Annotated in this window: 22 protein-coding genes; 5 read left to right on the top strand and 17 right to left on the bottom strand. The window is 65.0% G+C overall.

What is annotated here, in order from left to right; all coding sequences use genetic code 11:
- Positions 1-21: 21 nt before the first annotated feature.
- From AC1KVG_RS15655 to AC1KVG_RS15645, 3 genes are all read left to right on the top strand, one after another.
- Positions 22-627 (top strand): HD domain-containing protein, encoded by a 606-nt coding sequence (locus AC1KVG_RS15655; protein ID WP_481094993.1) that lies wholly within the window; start codon positions 22-24, stop codon positions 625-627.
- Positions 628-689: 62 nt separating this feature from the next.
- A complete protein-coding gene (locus tag AC1KVG_RS15650) occupies positions 690-872 on the top strand; it encodes an oxidoreductase-like domain-containing protein (protein ID WP_023903301.1) in 183 nt (60 codons plus the stop codon).
- A gap of 68 nt (positions 873-940) precedes the next feature.
- Positions 941-2314 carry a virulence factor gene (locus AC1KVG_RS15645; protein ID WP_481094992.1) on the top strand — a complete coding sequence of 458 codons (1374 nt, stop codon included), beginning with the start codon at positions 941-943 and terminating at the stop codon, positions 2312-2314.
- A gap of 1155 nt (positions 2315-3469) precedes the next feature.
- Here the strand turns inward: AC1KVG_RS15645 and mprF are convergent.
- Entirely contained in the window at positions 3470-6034 is a 2565-nt protein-coding gene (gene mprF / locus AC1KVG_RS15640; RefSeq protein ID WP_481094991.1) for a bifunctional lysylphosphatidylglycerol flippase/synthetase MprF, read from the bottom strand.
- A gap of 260 nt (positions 6035-6294) precedes the next feature.
- Here mprF and AC1KVG_RS15635 point away from each other — a divergent pair, with 260 nt between their 5' ends.
- The gene (locus tag AC1KVG_RS15635) at positions 6295-7002 is read left to right on the top strand and encodes a DUF998 domain-containing protein (protein ID WP_481094990.1); all 708 of its coding nucleotides are present in this window, start codon (positions 6295-6297) and stop codon (positions 7000-7002) included.
- Between the two features lie 10 nt (positions 7003-7012).
- The gene (locus AC1KVG_RS15630) at positions 7013-7360 is read left to right on the top strand and encodes a RidA family protein (protein ID WP_023903305.1); all 348 of its coding nucleotides are present in this window, start codon (positions 7013-7015) and stop codon (positions 7358-7360) included.
- 246 nt (positions 7361-7606) lie between these two features.
- Here the strand turns inward: AC1KVG_RS15630 and AC1KVG_RS15625 are convergent, their stop codons facing one another.
- The 16 genes from AC1KVG_RS15625 to AC1KVG_RS15550 form a co-directional block, all read right to left on the bottom strand.
- Positions 7607-8677: an SAM-dependent methyltransferase gene (locus tag AC1KVG_RS15625; RefSeq protein ID WP_481094989.1), complete on the bottom strand. Its 1071-nt coding sequence runs from the start codon at positions 8675-8677 to the stop codon at positions 7607-7609.
- A 17-nt stretch (positions 8678-8694) separates the two neighbouring features.
- The gene (locus AC1KVG_RS15620; protein ID WP_006451780.1) at positions 8695-9477 is read right to left on the bottom strand and encodes a DUF1295 domain-containing protein; all 783 of its coding nucleotides are present in this window, start codon (positions 9475-9477) and stop codon (positions 8695-8697) included.
- Positions 9474-10019 (bottom strand): DUF2878 domain-containing protein, encoded by a 546-nt coding sequence (locus AC1KVG_RS15615; RefSeq protein ID WP_481094988.1) that lies wholly within the window; start codon positions 10017-10019, stop codon positions 9474-9476. Before AC1KVG_RS15615 ends, AC1KVG_RS15620 begins: the two co-directional genes overlap by 4 nt.
- On the bottom strand, positions 10016-11311 hold the full coding sequence (locus AC1KVG_RS15610) for an SAM-dependent methyltransferase (protein ID WP_229009275.1): 1296 nt from the start codon (positions 11309-11311) through the stop codon (positions 10016-10018). The genes AC1KVG_RS15615 and AC1KVG_RS15610 overlap by 4 nt, the downstream gene beginning before the upstream one ends.
- Positions 11308-12186, bottom strand: coding sequence for a DUF1365 domain-containing protein (locus AC1KVG_RS15605; RefSeq protein ID WP_481094987.1), 879 nt, complete (start codon positions 12184-12186; stop codon positions 11308-11310). The genes AC1KVG_RS15610 and AC1KVG_RS15605 overlap by 4 nt, the downstream gene beginning before the upstream one ends.
- Complete coding sequence (locus AC1KVG_RS15600) at positions 12186-13436, bottom strand: NAD(P)/FAD-dependent oxidoreductase (RefSeq protein WP_481094986.1); 1251 nt, start codon at positions 13434-13436, stop codon at positions 12186-12188. Before AC1KVG_RS15600 ends, AC1KVG_RS15605 begins: the two co-directional genes overlap by 1 nt.
- Positions 13433-14431 (bottom strand): acyl-CoA desaturase, encoded by a 999-nt coding sequence (locus AC1KVG_RS15595; protein WP_481094985.1) that lies wholly within the window; start codon positions 14429-14431, stop codon positions 13433-13435. The genes AC1KVG_RS15600 and AC1KVG_RS15595 overlap by 4 nt, the downstream gene beginning before the upstream one ends.
- Positions 14432-14654: 223 nt before the next feature.
- Positions 14655-15491 carry an anti-sigma factor domain-containing protein gene (locus AC1KVG_RS15590; protein WP_162498257.1) on the bottom strand — a complete coding sequence of 279 codons (837 nt, stop codon included), beginning with the start codon at positions 15489-15491 and terminating at the stop codon, positions 14655-14657.
- Entirely contained in the window at positions 15488-16051 is a 564-nt protein-coding gene (locus AC1KVG_RS15585) for a sigma-70 family RNA polymerase sigma factor (protein ID WP_023903315.1), read from the bottom strand. Before AC1KVG_RS15585 ends, AC1KVG_RS15590 begins: the two co-directional genes overlap by 4 nt.
- Before the next feature lie 58 nt (positions 16052-16109).
- Positions 16110-16478: a hypothetical protein gene (locus tag AC1KVG_RS15580; protein WP_023903316.1), complete on the bottom strand. Its 369-nt coding sequence runs from the start codon at positions 16476-16478 to the stop codon at positions 16110-16112.
- An 85-nt stretch (positions 16479-16563) separates the two neighbouring features.
- Positions 16564-17349: a hypothetical protein gene (locus tag AC1KVG_RS15575; RefSeq protein ID WP_046931879.1), complete on the bottom strand. Its 786-nt coding sequence runs from the start codon at positions 17347-17349 to the stop codon at positions 16564-16566.
- Between the two features lie 117 nt (positions 17350-17466).
- Entirely contained in the window at positions 17467-17898 is a 432-nt protein-coding gene (rnfB, locus tag AC1KVG_RS15570; RefSeq protein ID WP_481094984.1) for an Rnf electron transport complex subunit RnfB, read from the bottom strand.
- A gap of 1 nt (position 17899) precedes the next feature.
- The gene (locus AC1KVG_RS15565) at positions 17900-18490 is read right to left on the bottom strand and encodes an HAD family hydrolase (RefSeq protein WP_481094983.1); all 591 of its coding nucleotides are present in this window, start codon (positions 18488-18490) and stop codon (positions 17900-17902) included.
- 315 nt (positions 18491-18805) lie between these two features.
- Positions 18806-20896, bottom strand: a complete 2091-nt coding sequence (metG, locus tag AC1KVG_RS15560) for a methionine--tRNA ligase (RefSeq protein WP_481094982.1) — start codon at positions 20894-20896, stop codon at positions 18806-18808.
- A gap of 249 nt (positions 20897-21145) precedes the next feature.
- Positions 21146-21595: a DUF2147 domain-containing protein gene (locus AC1KVG_RS15555; RefSeq protein ID WP_006450214.1), complete on the bottom strand. Its 450-nt coding sequence runs from the start codon at positions 21593-21595 to the stop codon at positions 21146-21148.
- A 105-nt stretch (positions 21596-21700) separates the two neighbouring features.
- The gene (locus AC1KVG_RS15550; protein ID WP_481094981.1) at positions 21701-25291 is read right to left on the bottom strand and encodes an ABC transporter permease/M1 family aminopeptidase; all 3591 of its coding nucleotides are present in this window, start codon (positions 25289-25291) and stop codon (positions 21701-21703) included.
- Positions 25292-25296: the final 5 nt, after the last annotated feature.

Raw genomic sequence — 25296 nt, 5'->3', positions numbered from 1 at the left:
CGCACGCGGTAGCCTGCGTGCATGGACGTCACCACACCACTGCCATTGCAGGCCGAGCACCTGGCCGCGCTCGAACAGGCCTATGCCACGCCACCGCGCGCCTACCATCACTTCGGCCATGTGCGCGCGCTGCTGCAGCATTACGCCGAGGTCGCCGCCGGGCCGGGCTGGCAGCAGCCGGCCGAGGTCTGGCTGGCGGTGTTGTTTCACGATGCGGTGTATCAGCCAGGACGCAGCGACAACGAGGCGGAATCTGCCAACTGGGCGGCGCAGTGCATTCCGCGCTGGTGGCCGCACGCGCAGGTGGATGTGGAGCGCGTGCGGAGCCTGATTCTGCTGACCGCCCGTCATGGGCAACTGCAGCCGCAGGACGTGGACGCCGAAGCGGCGTTGTTTCTGGATTGCGATATGGCGATTCTGGCCGCACCGGCAGCGGTGTTCGATGCGTACGACCGTGCCATTGCCGCCGAATACCGCGGACATGTGCCAAGCGTGCTGTTCCGGCTCAACCGCCGGCGTTTTCTGGCCGGCCTGCTCAAGCGCCCGCGCATCTTCTTGAGCGATGACTTCCATGCGCGCTGTGATGCGGCTGCGCGGGCCAATCTGCGCCGGCGGCTGGGTCGCTGATCCGGTGCCGATGATCCTGGCGGTTCATCCAGGCACAGCAGCAGCGCACGCTACAATGGCGCATGCACGACAGCGCCGTTTCCGCCACCGATCCACGCCCGCAACCCCCCGAGCCGCCTGCGCCCAACGAGTGCTGCGAAAGCGGTTGCCCGTTGTGCGTGCATGATCTGTACGCCGAGGAACTGGCGCGCTACCGGCAGGCGCTGGCAGCCTGGGAAGCGCGTCAGCAAGCGGGTGCTCCGTAAGCGAAGCGTCCGCTTCGCGCTGCAGCCTGGAACGATTATCTTTGAACCACTTTTTCCGATGGTGCGACATGCGACGACTTGAGATGTGGAGCGCGCTCTGCGGCGCGGCGGTGTTGGCGCTATCGGGCGCGGTCGCCGCACAGGCGCCGCAACCGGTAAGCCATGGCCGTTTCGAACAGGTGCCGGTGCTAATGCCCAAGGGCGAGCCGCAGCGTGTGGTGATCTGGCTGAGCGGTGCCGGCAACGCCGCCAAGCGCCAGGCGCAGGCAGAAAGCTTGCGCGCCGATGGCGCGATGGTGGCGATGGTGGACACTGCGCATCTGTACGCGGTGCTGCGCAAGGCCGGCGGTACCTGCGCGTTCTCGGTGGGCGATGTGGAGAACTTTTCCCGCTATCTGCAGGCCTTCTATCACATCCCCACCTACCGTCTGCCATTGCTGGTCGGCGACGGCGATGGAGCGGCACTGGCTTATGCGATCGGTGCGCAAGCCAAGCCGCATGTGCTGGCCGGCGTGCTCACCGATGGGCTGTGCCCGGCGGCGGTCTCCGACCAGGCGATCTGCCAGCCGGGCGTGCGTCCGGGCAGCAACGCGCTGCTCCCGGTGCCGCTGCAGATCCCGTGGGTGCTGGCCGGCAGCCAGGACGAGCGTTGCCCGGCCGCGACCGAAGATAGCTTCCTCAAGCAGGTGCCGCAGGCGCGCACGTTCACGCGTTCCGCCCAGGGCGATATCCTGCCGGGCCTGCGCGCTGCCGCTCGCTCGTTGGGCGAGCAGAAGGGCGTGGCGCTGCCGCCGCCGCCGGGCGGTCTGGCCGATCTGCCAGTGGTGGAAGTGCCGGCCAAACCCGACGGCGACAGCGACGACGACACCTTTGTGATCTTCGTCTCCGGTGATGGTGGCTGGGCGGGTCTGGACGAAGAAGTGGCCGACGCGCTGGCCGCGCAGGGCATTCCGGTGGTCGGCCTGGATTCGCTGCGTTACTTCTGGACAGAACGCACGCCGCAAGGCTTCGCGACCGATCTGGACCGCATCGCGCGCTTCTATGCGCAGCGTTGGCAGCGTCAGCGGGTGGTACTGATCGGCTTTTCGCAAGGCGCGGACGTGTTGCCCGCAGCGATCAACAAGCTACCGGCGCAGACCAGGCAGAACATCCGCATGACGGCGCTGTTGTCGGTGGGCAAGCTGGCCGACTACGAGTTCCATGTCAGCAACTGGCTGGGTTCGGACGACGATGGCCTGCCGATCGCACCGGAAGTGCAGCGCCTGCCGGCCGGCACTACGGTGTGCATCTACGGCCAGGACGATGAGGACGCGCTTTGCCCGAGCCTGCCGGCGCAGGCGGCCAAACGGGTTGCGCTGCCGGGCGATCATCACTTCAAGGGCGATTACGCCACCTTGGCCAAGGTGATCATGGAGCAGTTGCACGGGCTGTCGAAGCCGTAAGCGAGCGGTGCATCTTTCCATCCGCAGCTTTTCCTTCAGCCGCCGACAATATCCCAAGGTGCTTGCGCGCGTGCCGGCATGGGACCTTACGCGGCATGGATGCCGCGTAAGAGCCTACACGGACGTACTTGCGGCGTGTCCCATGCCGGTACGCGTGCAAGTGCCCGCAGCAAACCGAAGCATTCCCACGAAACCAGCTGACTTCGTCTGCTTGTTCGGCTTGCGCGCGGTGCCGCATCCAATGTCGGGACACGCCGCAAGTACGTCCATGTAGGCTCGGTGGCGGCATCCATGCCGCCACACGGTCCCGCCCCTGGACGCGGCACCACGCTGCCACTTTTCGCGCTTGCTGATCGGCAAGCAATGACTTTGTGTATGCGTAATGCCTGCAGATTCCGTTGTCGATAGTCGACGCAGCCTTTTGTCTATCGCTTTGTCATGATTTCGCCAGCGAAGGCCACGCTTCAATGCATGATCAATCAACTAAGCAACGCTGTTCCTTCAGCTACCGACGCCAACCGAAGGTGCTTGCGCGCGTGCCGGCATGGGACCTTACGCGGCATGGATGCCGCGTAAGAGCCTACACGGACGTACTTGCGGCGTGTCCCATGCAGGTACGCGTGCAAGCGCCCGCAGCAAACCGAAGCATTCCCACGAAACCAGCTGACTTCGTCTGCTTGTTCGGCTTGCGCGCGGTGCCGCATCCAGTGTCGGGACACGCCGCAAGTACGTCCATGTAGGCTCGGTGGCGGCATCCATGCCGCCACACGGTCCCGCCCCTGGACGCGGCACCACGCTTCCACTTTTCGCGACTGCTGATCGGCAAGCAATGACTTTGTGTAGGCGTAATGTCTGCGGATTCCGCAGTCGATACTCGACGCTGCCTTCGTCTATCGCTTTGTCATGGCTTTGCCAGCGAAGGCCACGCTTCAATGCATGATTAATCAACCAGGCAACGCTGTTCCTTTAGCTGCCGAAAACGACCGACACTAACCGTTGGTGCTTGCGCGCGTGCCGGCGTGGGACCTTACGCGGCATGGATGCCGCGTAAGAGCCTACACGGACGTACTCGCGGCGTGTCCCATGCCGGTACGCGCGCAAGCGCCCCTCAGTAAACCGAAGCATTTCGCACAAAGGCGCAGGCATCACGCGACCTTATTCCTGCCGGCCAGGATCCACCGAGATCAAGCGGGTCACATCCAGCAACGCCGCCGGCAAGTGCATGCCGCCCGGCGCGACCAGATAGCGCGGGCGCCAGGTCGGCGCGAACTTCGACTTGAAGCGGCGCAGGCCGCTGAACCCGTAGAAGCGTTCACCGTGCCGCGCGACCAGGCTGGCGAAGCGGTTCCAGCGGCCGGCCAGGCGATGCTCGGCCATGCCCGACAGTGGCGCCATGCCCAGCGAGAAGCGCGTGTAGCCATTGGCCTGGCCCCACAGGAACAGCTCGATAAACAGGAAGTCCATGGTGCCCTTGGGCGCATGCGCACTGTGGCGCATCAGATCCACCGACAGCTCGCCGCCGGCCGGCGCCCACCACACGTTGGCGAAGGCCATGATCTGCCCTTCTGCCTCGGCCACCGCTACCGGGAACCGACGCAGGTACTCCGCATCGAAGCTGCCCAACGAAAAGCCTTTCTCTTCGCCGGCTTTTTCTTCCAGCCACTGCTCGGAGACTTCGGCCAGCTGCGGCAGCACCGCCTCCACTTGCTCGGGTTGCAGCATGCGGAAGGTCAGGCCGCCGCGTTTGCCGCGGTTCCAGGCCTGGCGCAGGTCGGCGCGGTCGCGGCCTTCCAGGGTGAAGCCTTCCAGCGGCACCACCGCTTCTTCGCCCAGCTTGACCAGGGTCAGGCCCATGTCGAGATAGGTCTGCCAGTATTTTTCGCCGACCTGGTAGAACACCGGGCGCAGGCCCATGTGGTCGGCCTCTTCGCGGAAACGCCACATCAATGCGCGCGCGACCTCCGGCGGGCCGACCGGGTCGCCCATCGAGATCAGCGAGCCGCCGTAGCGCTGCATCATCACAAACCCACGCCCCTGCTCATCGAGCAGAAACGCTTTGTCGCCGGTCAGCGCCAGGCAGGCCTGGGTGTCGGTGCTGATGGCCAGAATCGGTGCCAACGTCTGCAGCGTCTGCGCATCGGCGGCCGGCATCGGGCGGCGCCCGCCACGCAGCAGGCGCGCCATGCCGAACACGATCACGCCCACGCACAGGATCAGCGCGGCGCGCAACGCACGCGGCGCATTGGCCGAGGTGGCGAACTGCCACCACAGGTCGTTGCTGTATTCGACATGGCTGTAGACGAAGAACAGCAGCCAGAACGTGGCCACCAGCACCAGGCCCAGATTGCTCAGCCAGCGCCACGACCAGGCCTCGTCCAGCAGCGCGCCCTGGCGATAGAACTCGCGGCGTGCCGCCCACAGCGCAACCGCCGCCAATGCCGCCGACAGCGACACCGAAATATGGCTGCCGCGTAACAGAGACAGCGGCGGCAACAGCACGCACACGCCCAGCGCCAGCGCCCAGGCCGCATGGCTGCGGCGCTGCAGACCCTGGCCGATCAGCAACAACAACATGCCGCCCAGGCTGACCAGCAGATGCGAGGTTTCGATCAGCGGCAGCGGCGCCACTTCCTGACGCGCGCGCGGGGTGGGCAAGGTGCCGTCGATCATCAGCGCCGCACCCACCGCAAACACCGCCAATGCCAGAATCTGCGGCAGCCACGGGCGAAACGCCTTCCACACCGTGCGTGCGGTGCTCGCACTGGCGCGTACTGGCGCACCCAGGCCGGAAGCTGCCGCCATTGCCACCGAGATCAGCAACGGCACGATGTAGTAGGTGACCCGGTAGGCCAGCGCCGCGGCCAGCACCGCGGCGGGGGTGACATGCGGCAGCAGCTTGAGCAGGCTCCACTCGAACACGCCCAGGCCGGCCGGCACGGTGGAGATCAGACCGGCGACTACCGCCACCAGCCAGATGCCGATAAAGCCGAAGTAGCCGGTGCCCGGATCCGGCGGCAGCAGCACGTAGAACGCGGCCGCAGCCAGGCCCAGTTCGACCACGCTCAGCGCGGTCACGCCGAGCACCGTGGTGCGATCGGGCAGCCAGAAGCGATGGCTGCGGATGCCGAATTCGCGGCCCTGTCTGCCGACCAATGCCAGCATCGCCACATAGCCGACCAGCAAGGCGATGCCGGCAATGCGGATGCCTTCGGCAGCGATCGGCAGGGCGCGTGCGGCCGCTTCCGGTTCCAGCATCAAGGCCAGGCCAAGCAGCACCCAGGCGCCGAAGATGAAGCCCAGCGTGCTCATCAGCACCACCTGGCCGATCTCGGCCAGGGTCAGCCCCACGCTCCCATAACCGCGCAAGCGCACCGCGCCGCCGGTCAGTGCAGCAAAGCCCAATGTCTGCCCGACCGCGTGCGCCATGAACGCGGTGATGCCTACCCGCGCCGGATGCAAGCGCTTGCCGGTGCGCTTGAGTCCCACCCAGTCAAAGCCCACCAGGCAGGCGTAGCTGCTCAAGCCCAGCAGCAGGGTGAGCGCGATCTGGCCGCCCCCCAGTTCACGGAACGCCTGGCGGATCTGCCGATAGCCGTGGTCAGTGAACTGAGAGGACAGCGCGTGCAGCGCCATCGCCAGGATCGCCAGGCTGATGATCACCGGCAGGGCGCGACGCCAACCGCTGGCGGGCGTTTCGGAAGACACGGGGGTATCCGTCATGAGGGCAACGGGATCTGCTTGAGGGAGAGAAGGTGCATGCACGGAATGTGCCGCGCGCGCGGAGGGTCTGCATGGGCCGGTCGATTGAAGTGCGTGCAGCGTGATCGCGTCAATGCAGAAATGAAGTGAACGCTAAGGTTCGGCCATACCGATATTTGTCCGCGCATGGCGGCCGCGCGCATCATAGGGCAAAGCCACGCGTACGTGCCGTCGGGGAGCCGGATGGATCAGATGACAGTTGCAGGGGAGACAGGCTGTTGATGGGGAATGCATGCGATCACCGCGCTGCTGCGCAAACTCGGCGGCCATGTCCGCCACGCTGGAGCGGTTACGCCGGTGCGATCACCGCAGCGACGGGCGTGGCCTTCATCGCTCTGGTGGTGTTGCTGCAATGGCTGCGCGGCGATCTGGACTGGATCGATGCACAACTGAGTGCCTACCTGCACGGCGCTTACGGCTTGCTGCTGCGCACCGCCTATTGCCTGCTGGCCGCAGCCATGGCGTGGCTGGCGCTGGGCCTGTACGCGGCGCTGGCGCCGGTCGCATGCAGTCGCACGGTGGTGGGCTTGTTCTGCATGGCGGCAGTAGGCCTGAGCGCGGTGGCGATCGGCGACAGCTGGATGCCGGTGCTCGCCCCCGACGCGGCGACGATGGTGCATCTGTTGTCGGCGAATACCGCATTTCTGTGCGTAATTGCAGCGATATTGCTGCAATCCTGGTATTTCCGTCGTGATCGTTGGTGGCGCCAGCATTTCGTACCGGCATTCGGTCTGGGCTTGGTGGCATTTGTGCTGTTGTTGTTCCACGTCAGCGTGACCAGCGCGCCGCCGGGTATCAGCCAGAAGAGTGCCATCGTGGCGATCGTGTCCTGGATGGTGCTGGTTGGGCGGTGGTTGGCGTGCGACGTACGTGCGCAGGCTGCATGTTTGCCGCATTCGCGGGACAATGCCCGGGTCAATCAACCGTAGGAAGTCTGAAATGGTGCAGCGATTCGATACAGGTCCGCGGATGTCCGAAATGGCCGTGCATGGCGGCGTGTGCTATCTGGCCGGCCAGATTGCCGAGGACACCAGCGAAGACATCACCGGGCAGACCCGCCAGGTGCTGGGCGAAATCGACAAATTGCTGGCGCAGGCGGCCAGCGACAAGACCAAGATCCTGCGTGCGGAAATCTTCCTGGCCGACATCGCCGATTTCGACGGCATGAACAAGGCCTGGGACGAGTGGGTGCCGCATGGTTTTACGCCCGCACGTGCCACTGTCGAAGCCAAACTGGCGCGGCCGGAGTGGAAGGTGGAAATCGTGATCACCGCTGCGGCGGGCTGATCACCTGGCAGCGCGCGGATCGCCGAGCGATCGCGCGTTGCAGCTATGCGATCTGCAAAACATTGCAGCCGCCTCAGCAGCCAGTTACGACAACCTGGTTGCGTGCGAGCTGGCATTGTCAGCCAACGCACTGATCTGCGTGCCAGCATTGTTGAAGAGCCGAGCTGAAGCCGACACATCGCGGCCATCTGTTGGCCGCGATGTCGTTTTTGACGCGCGCTGCTGCGTCGATCAGCCTTGCTTCGATCAACGCTTGACGAAGCGATAGTGCGCCACGCCCCATTCGCGGCCCTGGTCGTAACCGAACAGCTCCGCGCAGGCCAGCCAGAACATCCGCCAGCGTTGCCACCAGCGCTGCGCATCGTCGCCGTAGGTCTGCTTCAGCAGCGGCATGATCTGCTCGCGGTGGCGGTCCTGATTCTCCAGCCAGGCATTGGCGGTCTTTTCGTAATGCTCGCCCGACAGCACCCAGCGCTGTTCGATCACCACGTCCTGCTGGAAATGCAGCAAGGTATCGGTGGCCGGCATCAGCCCGCCGGTGAAAAAGTGCCGCCCCATCCAGTTGTCTTCGCCGGCCACTTCGAACGGGTAGGCCAGATCGCGATGACAGAAGACATGCACGAACAGCTTGCCGCCCGGCGCCAGCCAGCTGCCGACGCGCGCCAGTAAATCACGGTAATTGCGCATGTGCTCGAACATTTCCACCGACACCACACGGTCGAAATTGCCCGGCGGCAGCGCCAGCGCATTGACGTCGGCAGTGATGACCTGCACGTTGCTCAAGCCGCGCACGCGACACTGTTCCAGAATATGCGCGCGCTGCGGGCGTGAGTTGGACACCGCTGTGATGGTGGCGCCGGGATAGCGTTCGGCCATCCACAGGGTCAGCGAGCCCCAGCCGCAGCCCAGTTCCAGAATGCGCTGGCCGTCGGCCAGCTCGGCACGCTCGCCGTACAGCGCCAGCATGCGTTCTTCGGCGGCATCCAGATCCGGCGTGGTGGCGTCCCAATAGCAGCTGCTGTATTTGAGCCGGCGCCCCAGGCACAGGGTGAAGAACTGCGGCGGCAACTCGTAGTGCTGGCGATTGGCGGCATCGGTTTCGATCGCGATCGCGCTGGCACGCAGGCTGTCGATAAACGCGCGTTGACGTTCGCCGCTGGCATCGGCGCCGTCGCCGCGCTCATCGCGCAGGCGCTGCGCGCACAGTCGGCGGATGCCGTAACGCAGCGCGGCATCGGGCAGCAGGCCGGATTCGGCCAGCCGGGTGGCGAAGGATTCTTCGGGCAGCGAGGAGGGCGGGATGGTAACGGTGGACATACGACTCTCCAGGCGACTCAGGACGAAGGGGGGAACGGGAAAAATGCGCTGGTGCTGCGTTGGTACTGCGCATAGTCCTCACCACGCGAGCGCAGCGCCTGCTGCTCGGTGTAGGGAATGCCGGTGAAGCGATACAAAAACACGAACATCACCACCGGCCCAAGCGCGCACAGCGCGACCGGCCACGGGCCGGCGCCGACAGCCAGCGCCAGATAGGCAAACCAATGCACGAACTCGAAGAAATAATTGGGATGGCGCGAATACCGCCACAGCCCGCTGCGGCAAGTGACGCCGCGATTGGCCGGGTTGGCCTTGTGCGCAGACAGTTGCCGGTCCGCCAGCGCTTCGCCGCCGACCGCGATCAACCACACGGCGATTGCCAGGCTGCTCCACACGCTCCAGGCCGGATTCGGGTTGCTGGCAGCGGCCAGAAACGGCACCGAAAACAGCACCACCACCACCGCTTGCGCCAGGAAAAAGCCCAGGAATTTGCGTTGATCGCCATTCCAATGCTCGCGCAGTGCGCGATAGCGGCCATCTTCGTGCGGGTCGCCGAACACGCGCACGCCCAGATGCAGCGCCAGGCGCGCGCCCCACACGCCGCCGAGCACGGCCACCAGCACGCGCGGTAGCAGCGCGCCATCGGACATCCACGCGCAATACGGCGCAGCGACGGCCAGGCACGCGGCCCACAGCACATCCACCGGGCCGGCATTGCCGCTGCGGCGCTGCCACAGCCAGCCGATCACCATCACCACACTCGCAAACACGCCTACATGCAGCAGTGGCCAGACAGTCATTGCAGTTCTCCAGTGATGTGCTCAGGCGATGGTCGCGCCAGGCGGCGTGCATACAGCGACAACACGCCGCAGGCCACGCCCCAGCCGATGCCGACCGCAACCACTGCGTGCAGCTGTGGCGGCTGGAATTCCACTGCGTGCCAGCTGCGCTGCGCCAACCAATACGAGAACGGCCCGAAGATGGCGCCCAGCAGTACCGCCAGCCATGGACGTTGCATCACCGTGGCCAAGGAATGATTGAGGGTGAGCGCAAAGCCCAGCCACAACGCCAGAATCCACGGCGGTGCCAACGGCGTGCCCGGCCACGGTGCGGCGTAACGCACCCAACCGCCTGCAGCCAGCGTGGTATCCAGCAGCAAGCCCAGCGACAACGCGGCGATCAACAATTGCAGATCGCCCGGCGCGCGCCGCGGCGGCCACAGCTGATACAGCGCAAATAGCGCCAACACCAGCAGTGTCGGCCAGATGCGCGCCTGCGCGGCGGCGCTGACCGCCACCACCCATAGCACCTGCAAACCGAGATAGTTGCCGAGCTGCTTCATGCGTCGGCAGGCAGGCCAGGCACGAACTGAGGCGGACGCGCGCCCGGCTTGCTCAGCCACAGATGCACATCGCCGATCGAGCGCTCCAGAAAACCGGCTTCGCAATAGGCCAGATAGAACTCCCACATGCGGATGAAGCGCTCGTCGTAGCCCAGCGCGCGCACCTGCGGCAGCTGCGCCATGAAGCGTTGCCGCCAGGCACGCAGCGTCAACGCATAGCTCGGCCCGATGTCTTCGAGATTGAACAGGCGCAGATCGCTGGCGCGTGCGATGGCACCGGTCATCGCCGCCACCGAGGGAATGAAGCTGCCGGGGAAGATATGCCGCTTGATGAAGTCCACCGAGTGCAATGCCTGCGCATAGCGATGGTCTTCGATGGTGATGGCCTGGATCAGCGCCTCGCCATCGTCGGCGAGCAGGCTGCCGACCTTGGCGAAATAGGTGTCCAGATACTGATGGCCGATCGCCTCGATCATCTCGATCGACACCACCCGATCGTAGCGGCCGTCCAGATCGCGATAGTCGCGCAGCAACACCGTCACACGATCGCTCAAACCGGCTGCGGCGATGCGTTGGGTTGCCAGATCGAACTGCTCGCGCGAGATGGTGGTGGTGGTGACGCGGCAGCCGTGCTCGCGCGCGGCATGCAGGGCGAAGCCACCCCAGCCGGTGCCGATTTCCACCACATGGTGCTGCGGGCCGAGCCGCAGTTTCTGGCAGATGCGTTCGAGCTTGCGCGTGGCGGCGCGTTCCAGTGCCGCTTCGCCTTGCGCCTCTTCGCCATCGACGAAGATCGCCGACGAATACATCAGGTTTTCATCGAGAAATAGGCTGAATAATGGATTGCCCAGATCGTAATGCGCGGCGATATTGCGCCGGCTGCCGCTGCGGGTATTGCGCGCAAAGGTGTGCAGGCTGCGCATCGCCCAACCACCCAACCGTGCGGTGCCAGTTTCCATCGCATCCAGGCGGTCGCGATTGCGCAACAGCAGGCGCATCAGGCCGACCAGGTCGTCGCACTGCCATTGCCCATCCATGTACGACTCGCCGGCACCGACGCTGCCATTGAGCGCGGCCTGCCGATAGAAGCCCGGATCGGTGACGCGCAACTGCAGTTGCAAGGCATCCGCGCCGCTGGCATTGCCGAGGGTGGTGATGCCATCGGCCTCGTGCAGCTGCAATTGCCCATCGCGCAGGTCGCCGAGCGTTGCCAGCAGGCGCTTGCGCAACAGGCGATCCGTCCAGGAAGCTGCGCGCGGAGCAGTGGTGTCGGGCAGGGACGTGGCGTTCATCGGCGTTCTCGCACAGGCGGATGGGGGGTGTCGTGCACAGGGTTGCCGCGCAGCCACAGGCGCAAGGCCTGCCAGTGGATGGCGACCACCACCTGCACGGTCATCAAGGGGTAGGCCAGCAGCGTGCGCGCCAGGGTGCGCGCGGTCAGCGGCTGGCGCTGCAGCACCAGGGTGGCGTCAAAACGGCGGGCGCCGCTGTCGTTGCCTGCCGCGTCGGCATCGGGCGCATCCAGCACGTCCATATGCACGCGCAATTGCGCGTCCGGCACGCTGAAACGCCAGTCGTACTGGTGCTGCATGCCCATGAAGGGGGAGACGTGGAAGCGCTTGTCGAAACGCCAGGCATGCACGTCGCGATGGGTGCGCGCCTGCGCCACCGGCAGCACGTAGGTGTGGCGCTGCTGCCAGGGCGTGTTGGTGATTTCCGCAACGATCCAGCGCAGGCCGTCGTGACGATCGAAACAGTAGTAGAAGCTGACCGGATTGAACACATGGCCGAAGTAGCGCAGATGCGTGAGCAGGCGGATCGCGCCGTCGGGGCGCTCGCCGGTGTGGGTCTGCACGCAATCGCGCACTGCTTCATCCAGTGGAATAGTTGGGTCGCCGAGATAATCGCTGCGACGGAACTGCGCCAGGTTGGCGCGCCCCACCGACCACAGCCAACGCTGCGCAAACACCCGATCCAGTTCGGACAGATCCAGATACATCAAAAACAGCTTGTAGCGAAAATCCAGCGGTTTTGGCGCAAACCGACGGTGCCGTACCCAACCGGTATAGATCGCGCTGCGCAACGGGGCTGCCACGCTGCCGGCGCCATTGCCCTCGGTCGGGGGCAACGGCACCGCATCGGTGCTGGCTTCGCGCAGCAGCTGCATCACCACGGCACTCCCAGGCCGTGGGCGACGTCCACGCCGCTGCGCAGGCCATCTTCGTGAAAGCCGAAGCCCCATGCCGCGCCGGCAAACCAGGTGTGCTGGACGCCTTGAATATCGGCCTTGCGCGTCTGCGCCGCGAGTGCGGCCGCGTTCTGCACCGGGTGGCGATAGCGCATGCGGCGCAGCACCTTGTCCGGGTCGATGTCGTGGTCGCGATTGAGGCTGACGATGAACGGCTGTGGCGCTTCGATCGACTGCAGCGCGTTCATCCAGTAACTCACCGTGCACGGCGCCTGCGGGTCGGCCGGCACATGCGCGTTCCACGCTGCCCAGGCGCGGCGATCGCGCGGCAACACGCGCGCATCGGTATGCAGCACGGTGTCGTTGTTCTGGTAGGTGATGCCGCCCAGGATCTGTTGCTCGGCCGGTGTGGAGTCGCTGAGCAATGCCAAGGCATCGTCGGCGTGACAAGCCAGGACCACGTCGTTGAAATGTTCTTCGCCGCGCAGCGAGCTGAGCACCACACCATTGCTGACGCGCCGGATCGCATGCACCGGGGTGGACAGCCGCTCCAGTACCTGCCAGCGCCGCCGCAGCGCGCGCACATAGCTGTTGGAGCCACCACGCACCACCTGCCACTGCGGCCGCCCGCTGAGTTGCAGCATGTGGTGGTTGGCCATGAAGCCGATCAGCTGGCCCATCGGAAATTCCAGGATGCGCTGCGAGGGTGAGGACCACAGCGCCGAGGCCATCGGCACCAGATGCTGGTCGCGAAACGCCGCCGAGTAGCCATGCCGCTGCAGATACTCACCCAGCGTGCTGAACTGCTCGTCGCTGTGCAGCACCGCCGGTGCCTGGCGATAGAAGCGGCGCAGGTCGGACAACATGCCCCAGAAGCGCGGGCTGAGCAGATTGCGGCGCTGGCAGAACAGCCCGCCCAGGCTGCCGGCGTTGTATTCGAGCCCGCTGCGCGCATCGTGCACGGAGAAGCTCATCGTGGTCGGCTGCGCGGCCACATCGAGCTCGGCGAACATGCGCGTGAGCAACGGATAGTGCTGCGGGTTGAACACGATGAAGCCGCTGTCCACCGCGTAGCGCTGGCCTTGCAGCTGGATGTCGTGCGTGTGCGTATGCCCGCCGAGATAATCGGCGGCCTCGAACAGAGTGACTTCATAGCGCCGCGACAACAGCCACGCCGCGCCCAGGCCGGCGATGCCACTGCCGACCACGGCAATCCTGCCCTCGCTCATCGGCGCACCCGCTCGGCGCGCTGCGTGAGCATCTTCGGCATCGGCTTGAGGTCCCACACCAGGCCCACCCACGACATCGCCGTGAGGCCGTACCAGGTCATGTCGTACTCCCACCAGCGCAGGCCCTGGCGCGCCGAGCCGGGGAAGAAGTGGTGATTGTTGTGCCAGCCTTCGCCGAAGGTGAGTAGCGCCAGCAGCCAGTTGTTGCGGCTGTCGTCGCGGGTATCGAAGCGCCGGCTACCGAAGCGATGCGCCAGCGAGTTGATGGTGAAGGTGGCATGGAACAAGGCCACGGTGGAGATCACAAAGCCCCATACCAGCAATTGCGCGCCGCTGGTCTTCAGCGCGGGCGCGGCGGTGGCCAGCCAGTCGCCGAGCAGGTACAGGCCCAGCGCCAGCACCACCGGCATCACGATGTCGAAGCGATCCAGGAAGCGCAGCTCGGCAAAGCGGCGCAGATCCGGGATGACCTCCCAATCGGTGCGGAAATTACGCGGGGTCAGGAACCAGCCGGTATGGCTCCACCAGAAGCCGTGTTGTGCCGGCGAATGCGGGTCGCGGCCGGTGTCGGTATGCCGATGGTGGTTGCGATGATGCGCGGCCCACCACAGCGGCCCGCGTTGCACGCAGGTAGCGCCGATCGCGGCGAACACGAACTGCAACACGCGCGAGGTCTTGAAAGCGCGGTGCGAGAAATAGCGATGATAGAAGCCGGTCAGCGCGAACATACGCAGCGCATACAGCGCCACCGCCATGCCCACCGCAAACCAGGACGCGCCCACCCAGATCACCGACAGGCAGGCCAGGTGCAGGGCGATGAAGGGGATGGCGCGCAACCAGTCGATGCGGTCTGCGCGCGCTTCGTCCAGCGGTTCGTCGGTCTGCGAATCCACCCAGCGGCGCAGGCTGCCGATACGCATTGCCAACCAGCCACGGGGATGTGGGCTGGTGGGCTGAGGCGTTGCAGCGTTGGGGTCGACTCCGGTACTCGGCACGCGTGGTTCTCCGTCGTTGGTCGTGACCCTTTACGAACGCTGCCGGCAAACAGATGCACCAGCGCGCATGATCGTCGCATGCGTGTGTAAGGTTCGTCTGATCACACTGATAATTCGCGCAATCGCGCACACAATTGACCACACGCCGTATCGCTGGCGCGCATGAGGTCGTTCGTGAAACGAGCTTGCCTGCGAGAGCCTCGCAGGCAAGCTCACCGCCGGGTCAGGGCGCCATTGCCAGCGTGCTGATGCCGCCCTTGGCCACCACGGTACCGGTGGGGATGCCACCTGGCGCACCGCCCAGTGGTTCCAGGGTGACGGCCAACAGAGCCTCGTTGCTGAGCATGGGCATCAGCTGATCGGGGATCTGCGCGCGGCGTGCGCGTTGATCGTCGAACGTGCCCATCGAATGCGGCTTGCCGTCTGCGGTGATCAACCACAGTTCGGGCACCTTGTCGGCGGTGGCGGTGCGATCCAGCGGCGTCACCGTGATGGTGTGCTTGTCGGCATCCATCAAGGCCACGTAGCCCGGCCGGCCGTCTTCGGTCGCCAGCGTGGCGGTCATCGCGATGCCGGTGGCAGGCGGGGTGGCCGGGGTTGCTGGAGTCGTGACCGGCGGTGCCTGTACCACCGGGCCAGTGGCTGGCGGCTGCACCGGTGCGGGCGGCGTGTTCACGTTCAACAAGGCAAGCACGCACACCGCAGCAGTGGCCAGGCCACCGGCACTGGCCCAACGCCAGAAGCGCACGCTGTTCCACAGTGGCGTGGCCGGTGTGGTGGTGGTGGTCGATGCTGCCGGCACTGCGCGCATTGGCGTATCGAAGCCCAGCGTCTGGCGGATGCGCGTCCAGAGTTGATCGGACGGGGTCACCGCCGCGATTTCGTCCAGCAGCGGCATCAGATGTTGCTGCCATTGCAGAACCGCCTGGTCGAACTGGCTGTCGGTGGCGATGCGTTGTTCGGCCGCCAGGCGCTCGTCGGCGCTCAGCAGGCCCAGCACGTATTCGCCGGCAAGCACGTCGCGCGGCGGTTCCTGGTCGATGGGGAATGGCGTGCTCATCGTTCCAGACATGCCTTGAGTTTGGCCAGGCCACGACGGATCCAGCTCTTGACCGTGCCGATCGGCGTGTCGGTGCGCGCCGCCAGTTCTTCGTAGGTGATGCCATCGAAGAAGGCGGTGCGGATCAATTCGCTGCGCGGCGGTTCGAGTTCGGCCAGACAATGGTCGATGCGGTGGCGCGTGCTGGCGCGCTCGGTGCGCTCCAGCGGTGAGGCATCGCTGGCACGCAGGTCGCCGGCATCGTCCAGGGTCACGTTGCGGCGCTGCGGTGCATTGGCGCGCAGATGGTCGATCGCCTTGTTGCGCGCAATCATCGCCAGCCACGTCAGCCCGCGTGCACGCGCCGGATCGAACTGCCCGGCCTTGTGCCAGATCAGCGTGAACACGTCCTGCAGCACTTCTTCGGCTTCGGCGCGTTGCGGAATCATGCGCAAGCACACCCCGAACAGCTTGGCCGAGGTCTGCCGATACAGCGCTTCGAAAGCATGCCGGTCTCCGCCCGCAGTTGCGGTGAGCAGGCGTCCGGTTTCATCGTCGTCGTGGCCAGGAATGGCACTCATGCGGTCGGGCGTTGAGTAAGGTGGCGCCGATCCTACCGGACTGGCTACAGCGTGTCTTTCACTTGTGCCGGAACCACAGCAGCACAGCGGCGAGCAGCAACAGGATTTCCACGCCTGCCAGCGCAACCGTCGGTGCAGAGACCGGCCACAGCCGCGAGAGCGCGACAGTGCGGAACAGCACGATCGGGACGTAGAAGGCGAGTGCCACCAACAGCCCGGTGCGCGGTTGATCGATCCAGGCGAAGTAACCGAACAAAAACGCCATGCCCAACTGCAGGCCGCCGTAGATGACCAGGTATTCCGACTGCCCGGCCGGCGAAAGCTGGGTGTAACCGACCGCATTTGCGGTCTTGGCCGGTGAGAGCGTGCACCAGATCGCCAGGACGACGTAGAGCACTGCGTTGATCCAAAGATAGGCCTTGGCCATGAGGATGTTCCTGCGTGGGGAATGGGTGCCCGGGCCGTTTTACGCAACGGCGCGTGGTCGAACGTGAAGATGGCGCGTGTCTGGTTCACGGGGCGCTGCAGCGCTTGGCCAGCGGCTGCTCGCGTGCCTGGCGCAACTCGTCCGCACTGGCGGCACGCGCAGCGGTGTCCGGGAAAACGATGCGCACGTGCGGATAGCGGCCGCGCTCGTCGCGCAGGTTACCGACGCCGCGGAATTCGAGCAGGCGCTTGTCGGCGATGGAATAGCGCACCTCCAGCGACGGCACTGCGGCGCCGTACCAGGCATCCAGGCTGAGCCGATAGCGACGCTGGCCGGCGCTGTCGCCGATCCGTTCGACCTTGAAGGCCAGCTGGCGCTGCAGACTCGGCAGCACGAAGTCGACGCGCTGCGTTGCGCTGGCGAGTGCGTCCCATTGGGTGCGCAGATAGGCATCGAAACCGGCATCGATCACGCGCGCGCCTTCGCTGGCGGGCAGCGCAGTGCGGCGTTCGGCCTTGCCGGGTTCCTGCTGGAACATCTCGCGCACGCCATCGCGTTGGCGCACGCCTTCGCGGTAGCCGTCGCGTCCATCGAGCAGGCTGAAGTTGGGCGAGGGGCCGCCGCCATCGACCAGTTTGCGCGCGAACGGGCGCCCGTCCGTGCAGCGATACAGCACCACCCGGCCGCCGTCGTCGAGCAGCCAGTGCGACTCGCGGTAACGCAGCGCGCCGCTGTCGCCGTCGAAGGCATCGCCGTCCACACGGGTGACGGCTGCTGCGCTGAGCGGCGAACAGCCCAGCACCAGCAACAACAACGGCGGGATCGGCCGGCAGCGTGCGGCTAACGTGGCAAGGGCGGCGAATGGGCGCATCGGCGGATTCCTCGATGGGAGTACACACCAATACGAGCGCGTCCGCAGCACGGATGCGCCGGATGCGTCAGGACGTTCCTGACGGAAGGTAGGAGTTGGAGGCCTTTTGCGAGCCGTCTAGCCGATTGTGCGCAGCTCGATGCAATCCACCGGGCAGGCTGGCAGGCAGAGCTCGCAGCCGGTGCACAGCGGCGCGATCACCGTGTGCATGTGTTTGGCGCCGCCGACGATGGCATCCACCGGGCAGGCCTGGATGCATTTGGTGCAGCCGATGCAGTCGGCCTCCACGATCCACGCCACTTGCGGTGGCGTGTGGGTACCGCGGGTGCGGTCGTACGGGCGTGCAGGAACCTGCAGTGCGTGCGCCAGCGCGCGGGCACCGGCGTCGCCACCGGGCGGACAATGATCGACGTCGGCGTGCCCATCGGCCATCGCTTGCGCGTAAGGGCGACAGCCGTCGTAACCGCACTGGCCGCATTGGGTCTGCGGCAGCAGGCGGTCGAGGCGTTCGACCAGATCAGTCGTGGGGGCGGGCGTTGCAGTGGGCATGTCAGTGCAGCAGATTGCCGCGATACCAGCGCTGCTGCGCCAGTGCCAGCATCGGTGTGTCTTCGCGGCTATCGCCATAGGCATGCACGCACTCGTACTGCGACAGGTCGTAGCGCAGGCGGATCTGCGTGGCCTTGTGCGGGCCGCAATCGGCATCGGCATAGCGTCCGCTCAACACGCCGGCATCGTGTTCCAGCCGATTGCAGATCAACGACAGGTCATGCAGCGCACACCAAGGCTGCAGATACAGATCCAGCGACGCCGACACCAGCACCACTTCATGCCCCTGCGCCTGGTGCCAGTCGATACGCTGCATCACGTTCGTGCGCAACATGCCAGGCAGATCGTTGCGTGCATACGCCGCCCCGTGCATGGTCATTTCTTCCAGCGAGCGAGCGTTGAAGACCATGCGCGTGACGCGTGCGCGCAAGGCCTGCGCGGAGATCAACCCAACCCGATAGCCCAACACCCACGGACCCACCTGCCACTTCGCCGCAGCCAGCTGCGCCGGCGTTGCCACCTTGCGCAGGAAGCGCGCATAGGTGTCGCAGGTAGTGATGGTGTGATCGAAGTCGAATAGGGCGAGCTGCATGGGGCTGGGAGGTGGGATTGGGGATTTGGGATTAGAGATTGGTTAAAGGCGCGGTGTTTTTCCTTCTCCCACCGGGAGAAGGTGCCCCGAAGGGGCGGATGAGGGTACGGGCGAAGCCACGTGCAGTTGGAACGACACCAGGGCTTCGCACCGTACCCTCACCCCAACCCCTTTCCCGCAGGAGAGGGGCTTAGCCTCTTCCTTCTCCCACCGGGAGAAGGTGCCCCGTAGGGGCGGACGAGGGTACGGGCGAAGCACTCGTATCAGGTCTCCCTCAACAATCAGGTCTTGCTTTTACGAATCCCGAATCCCGCCTCACCGAACCGGCATCCCCGGCTGCGCGCCACCATCGGCATCCAGCAGTGCCAACGCGCCGCCATCGAAGCCGGCCGACAAAATCATGCCTTCGCTGATGCCGAAGCGCATCTTGCGCGGTGCCAGGTTGGCGATGAACACCACGCTGCGGCCGACCAGCGTTTCCGGCTCGCCATAGCTGGCACGGATGCCCGAGAAGATCTGGCGCTTGCCCAGCTCGCCGGCATCCAGCTCGAAGCGCAGCAGCTTGTCGGAGCCTTCCACGAATTCGCACACCAGCACCTTGCCGATGCGCAGGTCGAGCTTGGCGAAGTCATCGATGCCGATGAGGCTGGGAGTGGAGAGTGGGGATTCGGGATTCGCAACGGCGGCGGGCTTTGTGTCGGCCTTGGACAGTGCGGGTTTGGCGGTGGTTGCGGCGGGTGCTGATGCGGTTGCGGCTAGTGTGTCTTTTGAGGCGTCGGTCATGGCGTCGATCAGTTTGGGGTCGATACGGGTGAACAGGGCGGTGTAGGGCTGGATCGTGTGCGCGGTCAGTGGGCGCGCGACGTCTTCCCAACTGGTCATCGGTGCCGACAGGAAAGCCTCGGCCTCGGCGCAGGTGCGCGGCAGGATCGGCTTGAGTGCGGCGACCAGAATGCGGAACAGGTTCAAACCCTGCGTGCATACCGATTGCAGCTGCGTATCGCCACCTTCCTGCTTGGCGATCACCCACGGCTTGGTGTCGTCGATGTACTTGTTGGCCTCGTCGGCCAACGCCATGGTCTGGCGGATCGCGCTGGCCGCATCGTTGCGCTCGTAGGCCTCGCGGATCGGCGCCAACGCGGCGACGAAACGCTCGTATTGCGCCGGGTCGGGCAGGGTGTCGGCCAGCTTGCCGTCGAAGCGCTTGCCGATGAAGCCGGCGCAGCGGCTGGCCAGGTTGACGAACTTGCCGACCAGATCGGAGTTCACCCGCGTGACGAAATCGCCCAGATTCAGATCCAGATCATCCACGCCGCCAGAGGACTTGGCCGCGAAGTAATAGCGCAGCGCTTCCGGCTCCAGGCCCACGTCCAGAAAGGTCCGCGCCATCACGAAGGTGCCGCGCGACTTGGACATCTTGGCGCCGTCCACCATCAGATAGCCGTTGACGTGCAGACGGGTCGGCGCGCGATGGCCGGTGCCGTGCAGCACCGCCGGCCAGAACAGGCCGTGGAAATTGACGATGTCCTTGCCGATGAAGTGATGCAGCTCGGTCTGCGTGCCGGCGACTAGATGCGCGTCGAAGTCTTCGCCCATCTGCGCGCACAGCGTCTTGAAGCTGCACAGGTAGCCGATCGGCGCGTCCAGCCACACGTAGAAATACTTGCCCGGCTGGCCGGGAATCTGGAAGCCGAAGTACGGCGCATCGCGCGAGATGTCCCACGCGCGCAGGCCGCCTTCGGTGTCCAGCCATTCCTTGAGCTTGGCCTTGACGCCCGGTAGTGCGACATCGCCAGCCAGCCACTCGCGTAAGAAACCGTCGAAATGGCCCACTTCGAAGAAGAAATGCTCCGAATCGCGCAGTTCGGGCGTGGCGCCGGAGATCACCGATTTGGGCTCCTTCAGCTCGGTCGGGGCATAAGTGGCGCCGCAGACTTCGCAGTTGTCGCCGTATTGATCGGCGCTGCCGCAGTTGGGGCAGATGCCCTTGATATAGCGATCCGGCAGAAACATGCCCTTGGCCGGGTCGTAAAACTGTGCCACCGAGCGACGGCCGATGTGACCGGCGGCCTCGAGCTTGGTGTAGAAGGCCTCGGTGAGCTCGCGATTGACCGGCGAATTGGTCGAATCGTAATGATCGAAGGTCACCCCGAACGCGGCGAAATCACGCTCATGGCTGGCCTGGATGTTGGCGATGAAGGCTTCCGGGGTCACGCCGGCCTTTTCGGCGGCGAGCATGATCGGCGTGCCATGGGTGTCGTCGGCGCAGACGAACCAGGTCTTGTCGCCGCGCAAGCGGCGCGCGCGCACCCAGATGTCGGCCTGGATATAGCCGACCAGATGGCCAAGATGCAGCGGGCCGTTGGCGTAGGGCAGGGCGGTGGTGACGAGTGCGGTGCGGGTCATGGCAGGCGTAATGCGGGGGACGGGCGATTATCGCATTAGTCGTGAGCCGGGATTGGGGCTGGGAGATTGGGGATTCGTCAAAGCAGGATCAGGTCGCCTGCATGTCCAGACGCGCGGCGTCAGCCATCGCTGCGGCACCAGCAGCCAATGATCCCGCCCAATAGAACAAGCCCCCAAAAAATCGCCAACGCACAAAAAAGGCGCCCCGAAGGACGCCCGCTCTTGCGAATCCCCAATCCCCAATCCCAGCTATTCACGAATCCAGGTCTGAGTGCGGCCCAGCGCCTCGATGCCGACATAACCGCGCATCTGCAGCTTCTTGCCGCCGTCGGTCAGGGTGACCTTGGCCTTGTAGGTCTTGCCCTTGGCCGGGTCGAGCACCGAGCCGCCGCTCCACACCGCAGTGCCGTCGGGCTTTAGGCCCCACAGGATGGTCATGCCCTTGATCGGCTTGCCTTTCTGGGCGCCATCGCATTTGTCGCAGAGCGGGTTCGGGCCCTTGTCCGATTGCAGGATGTCCACCACCTTGCCGCTCAGCGTGCCGTTGCCGGTTTGTTCGATCTGCACCACCGACTTGGGCTTGCCAGTCTCGTCGTCGATGGTCTTCCAGCGGCCCACCGGCGAGTCGGCGGCCTGGGCCAGCAGCGAGGCCGCAGCCAGCGGCAGGGCCAGCATCAGGGTCTTGAAGGTCTTGCGCATGTGTCCCCTCCCAGGGATTGCTGTGGCCGCCGTCGGCGGCCTGATCGCAATGTATACCGTGGAGTATGGTGGCGGAAAGACGCGCTGCGGCATGCGTTCATTCGGCTATTGCAGCGTCACCTGCTTGCGGTTGTCCTCCGGCACGCGGTCGATCAGCTTGTTGTCCGGGTCGAAGCCGGCTTCGGCAGGCAGGCCGTCGACCATGACCGTGAAACTCGGCGCGACGCTGGTGATGTGCTGACGCTGTAGATACAGCACCGGTGCTTGCGCGTCCTTGCCAGCGGCCTTCCCGTAAATCGCCACCTCGATCCAGTCGTCCAGTGGCACTGCGTGCTCCTTGCCCTTGCCGTCGGCCTGCAACTTGGCCGCATGCGTTTGCACGGTGACCTCATAGCGTCCATCCGGGCGCTTGCGTGCCTGTGCGCTCACCACGCGGTTGTCGTAGAAGGTGATCTTCTCGAACAGGTCGGTGATCAGCCCTTGCTGGTCCGGGCGCGCCTCGGCCCGAATGGTCTGCAGCAGCTCGGCCGAGGTGGTGTAAGGCGGTTGTTCGAACGCCTTGGCGGCCAGGAAGCGCTGCAACGCGCGGTTGAGCGCCTGCTCGCCGATCTCTTCGCGCAGCCGGTAAAACGCCAGCGAGCCCTTGCGGTAGTGGATGTATTGCTGGTCTTCCACGCGATACAGCGGCAATTCCTCGATGGTTTCGCCACCACGGCCTTCCAGATAGCGGTCCAGTTCGTACTTGAGAAAGCGGCGCATGTGGGCGCGTCCGTACTCGCGTTCCATCACCATCAACGCCGAATACTGCGCCAGCGATTCCGACAGCATGGTGGCGCCTTGCACGTTCGCGCCGATCACCTGATGCGCCCACCATTGATGCGCCACTTCGTGGGCGGTGACATAGAACACGTAGTCGATATCGTTCTTGTCGCGCAGATCGGCAATGAAGCCGATCGATTCGGAGTAGGGAATGGTGTTGGCGAACGACTGCGCAAATCGCGCGTAGCCGGGGAACTCGATGATGCGCACCTGATGGTGCTGATACGGGCTGAAATTGGCTTCGTAATAGGCCAGCGATTTCTGCACGCTCTCGATCATGCGTTGCACGTTGTATGGGTGCTTGGGGTCGTAATAGATTTCGATGGGGATGTTCTTGTAACGCGCCTTGCGCACTTCCCAGCGTGCCGACAGGTAGGCGTAGAAGTTGAGCATCGGGCGGTCCATCACGTAGCGGAAGCAGCGCCTGCCATCGCGTTGGAATTCTTTCTGCAGATAGCCCGGTGCCAGGGCGATCTGATCCGGTGCGGTGCAGACGGTGCTGGCAAAACCGAGCCAGTCGGCATCGTTGCTGACGTAGTTGTTGGCACGCGCGGCCTGATCTTCCAGCTTGGGCATGCGCGTGGGTTCGCCCAGGCCGCGCTTGCGGCGGTCGTTGCGGTCGGTGATCTCGGTCTGCGTGTTGTAGCCGAACCAGGGCAGCAGGGTATTGTTGAAAAAGCTGCCGTTGGCGACTAGTTCGGTTTGCGCCTGTTCGGCGGTGAGGCCGTGCGGATGCTGGTCCACGCGGAAGCGGAACACGCGCTCTTCGCCAGGTTGCAGCGGCTTTTGCAGGCGATAGATGCGGTAGCCGGCCGGGACGTCGTGCATGGTCAGGGTCTGCCCGCCTAGATCCACCTTCACCAGGCTTCGGTCGCCAGTGCGGCCTTGCATGCCGATGTGCACCTCGCTGATCGGCGCGGTGTGGGTGTTGCGCACTGTCCAGGTGGCATCGATGACGACCGACTGGGTTTCTGGATGCAGATCGACATGGTTGTCGATCGCGACGATGCGCGGCTGCGGCAGATCCTTGTACTTGCGGTAATCGCGCTCGTAGCGCGCCTGCAGGTCCAGCCGCTGTTCCGGCGACAGGAAGCTGTTGTAGACGTTGGTGTTCCAGTACAGCCAGCCGCCAACCGCCGCGAAGCCGAGCAGGCTGGCCGCCAATGCCGCACCGGTCGGGCTGCGCAGGCGCCGCAACGCCAGCCGCACACGCTGTCGCAACCCGTGGCCCACGCCGCGTGGCCAGAATGCCGAGGACAGCAACAGCAAGGCCAGCAGGAACACGCCCCAATAGCCCTGGAACCACAATTGCCCTGGCAAAAAGTGCCCGTAGCCGTTCATGTCCGAATACGGTGCGTTGGGCCAGCCGCCGAAGTTGTAGAGGTTCTGGGTGTAGTCGAGCATCGACAGCACCGATTGCCCGATCAACACCAGCATCAGCAGCGCATAGCCGACGAACTTGTTGTTGCTCAGCACCTGCAGCGCCAAGGCCATGCCGCCCATCAGCACGTACAGCACCGAGCCCAGTGCCAGGGTCTTGAGATACAGCAGCGGTTCGATGCTGGTGTAGCCACGGCCAAGCTGCAGCGCGATCGAGGTCAGCGCACCGGCGAGCTGGAAACTGGCGATCACCGCCAGCAAAGCGACGAATTTGCCAAGCAGCGGCACCCAATCCGGTACCGGCATCGCGTCGGTGATGCCGTCGATGCGGTTGCTGCGCTCCTTCCACACCAGCTCGCCGGCATAGAACAGCACCACGATGATCAGCAGAAAGCTGTAGCTGTTTTGCAGCGCCTCCAGCATCAACGAGGTCACCGGCAGCACGGCGGTGCCGTAATTGCGCGAATTGAACAAGGCGGTCGGGATGAAGTTGGCCAGGCCCAGCATCAGCAGCACCACGAACGGCGCACTGCGCAGCACGCCGAGCGTGTCGAAGCGGATCTGCCGCAGCAGCTGCTTCCAGGCGGTGGCCGCACCGAAGCTCGGCGTGACCGTCAGGCGCGTGGTGGTGACGCGCGTGCTGGTGGGCGCCGTATCGGCAGGCGCAATCGCGCTAGCGCCACGGCGGCGACGCGTGCCGCTGCGCTCGGTGCGAAACAGCGCGAAGGTGGCAGCGAACAGCACACCGCTCATGCCCAACCACACCGCGCGATTGGCGAGCAGATAGCCGGTCAGTGGCGGCAATTGATGATTGCGCTGGTCCACCGACCAGTAGCGCAGCGTCTGCGACAACGCGCGGATGCCGAGCGGGTCGGACAGCGTGGCGATCCACACATTGTCCAGGTCGGCCATCAGCGCACGGCTCACGCCATACAGAACGAAGAACACGATCACGCCGATATAGACCCACAGGATGCTGCGCGTGGTCACCGCCAGCACCGACAGCAGCGCGGTGGTGAACAGCAGATTGGGCAGCACCAGCACCAGCAACGACCACAGATAGGGCAGTACTGCGACCGGGCCGAGCCGTGCCTGATCGATCCACGGCATGAATTGGGCCGCGAACATGCCCAGCGCGATCACCACGTACATCACCATGCCGGCGATCAGCGCCGCGCCGATGCGGCCAAGCAGATAGTCGCGCCGCCGCACCGGTGTGGAAAACACCAGCTCGGCAGTGCCCAGGTCGAAGTCGCGCAGCAATGCATTGCTGACGAACAGGGTGATCACCAGCAGACCGAGCAGGCTGAAAAGCCCCAGCAGCGTAGCGATCACGGTCGGCGCATTGCGCAGCACGTTGCCGATGCCGCCACCGATCTGCACCGCATCGCTGGACAGTGCGGCAAACGCCAGCAACGCATACAGCGCAGCCAGCAGCCACAGGAAGGGCGAGCGCAGTTGTTCGCGCAGCTCGAAGCGCAGGAACGCCAGGATCATCGCAG

The sequence above is a fragment of the Xanthomonas sp. NCPPB 3959 genome, assembly GCF_056675575.1.
Note: the sequence above shows the minus strand (reverse complement) of the source record. Positions and strands in the feature narration are given on the sequence as shown.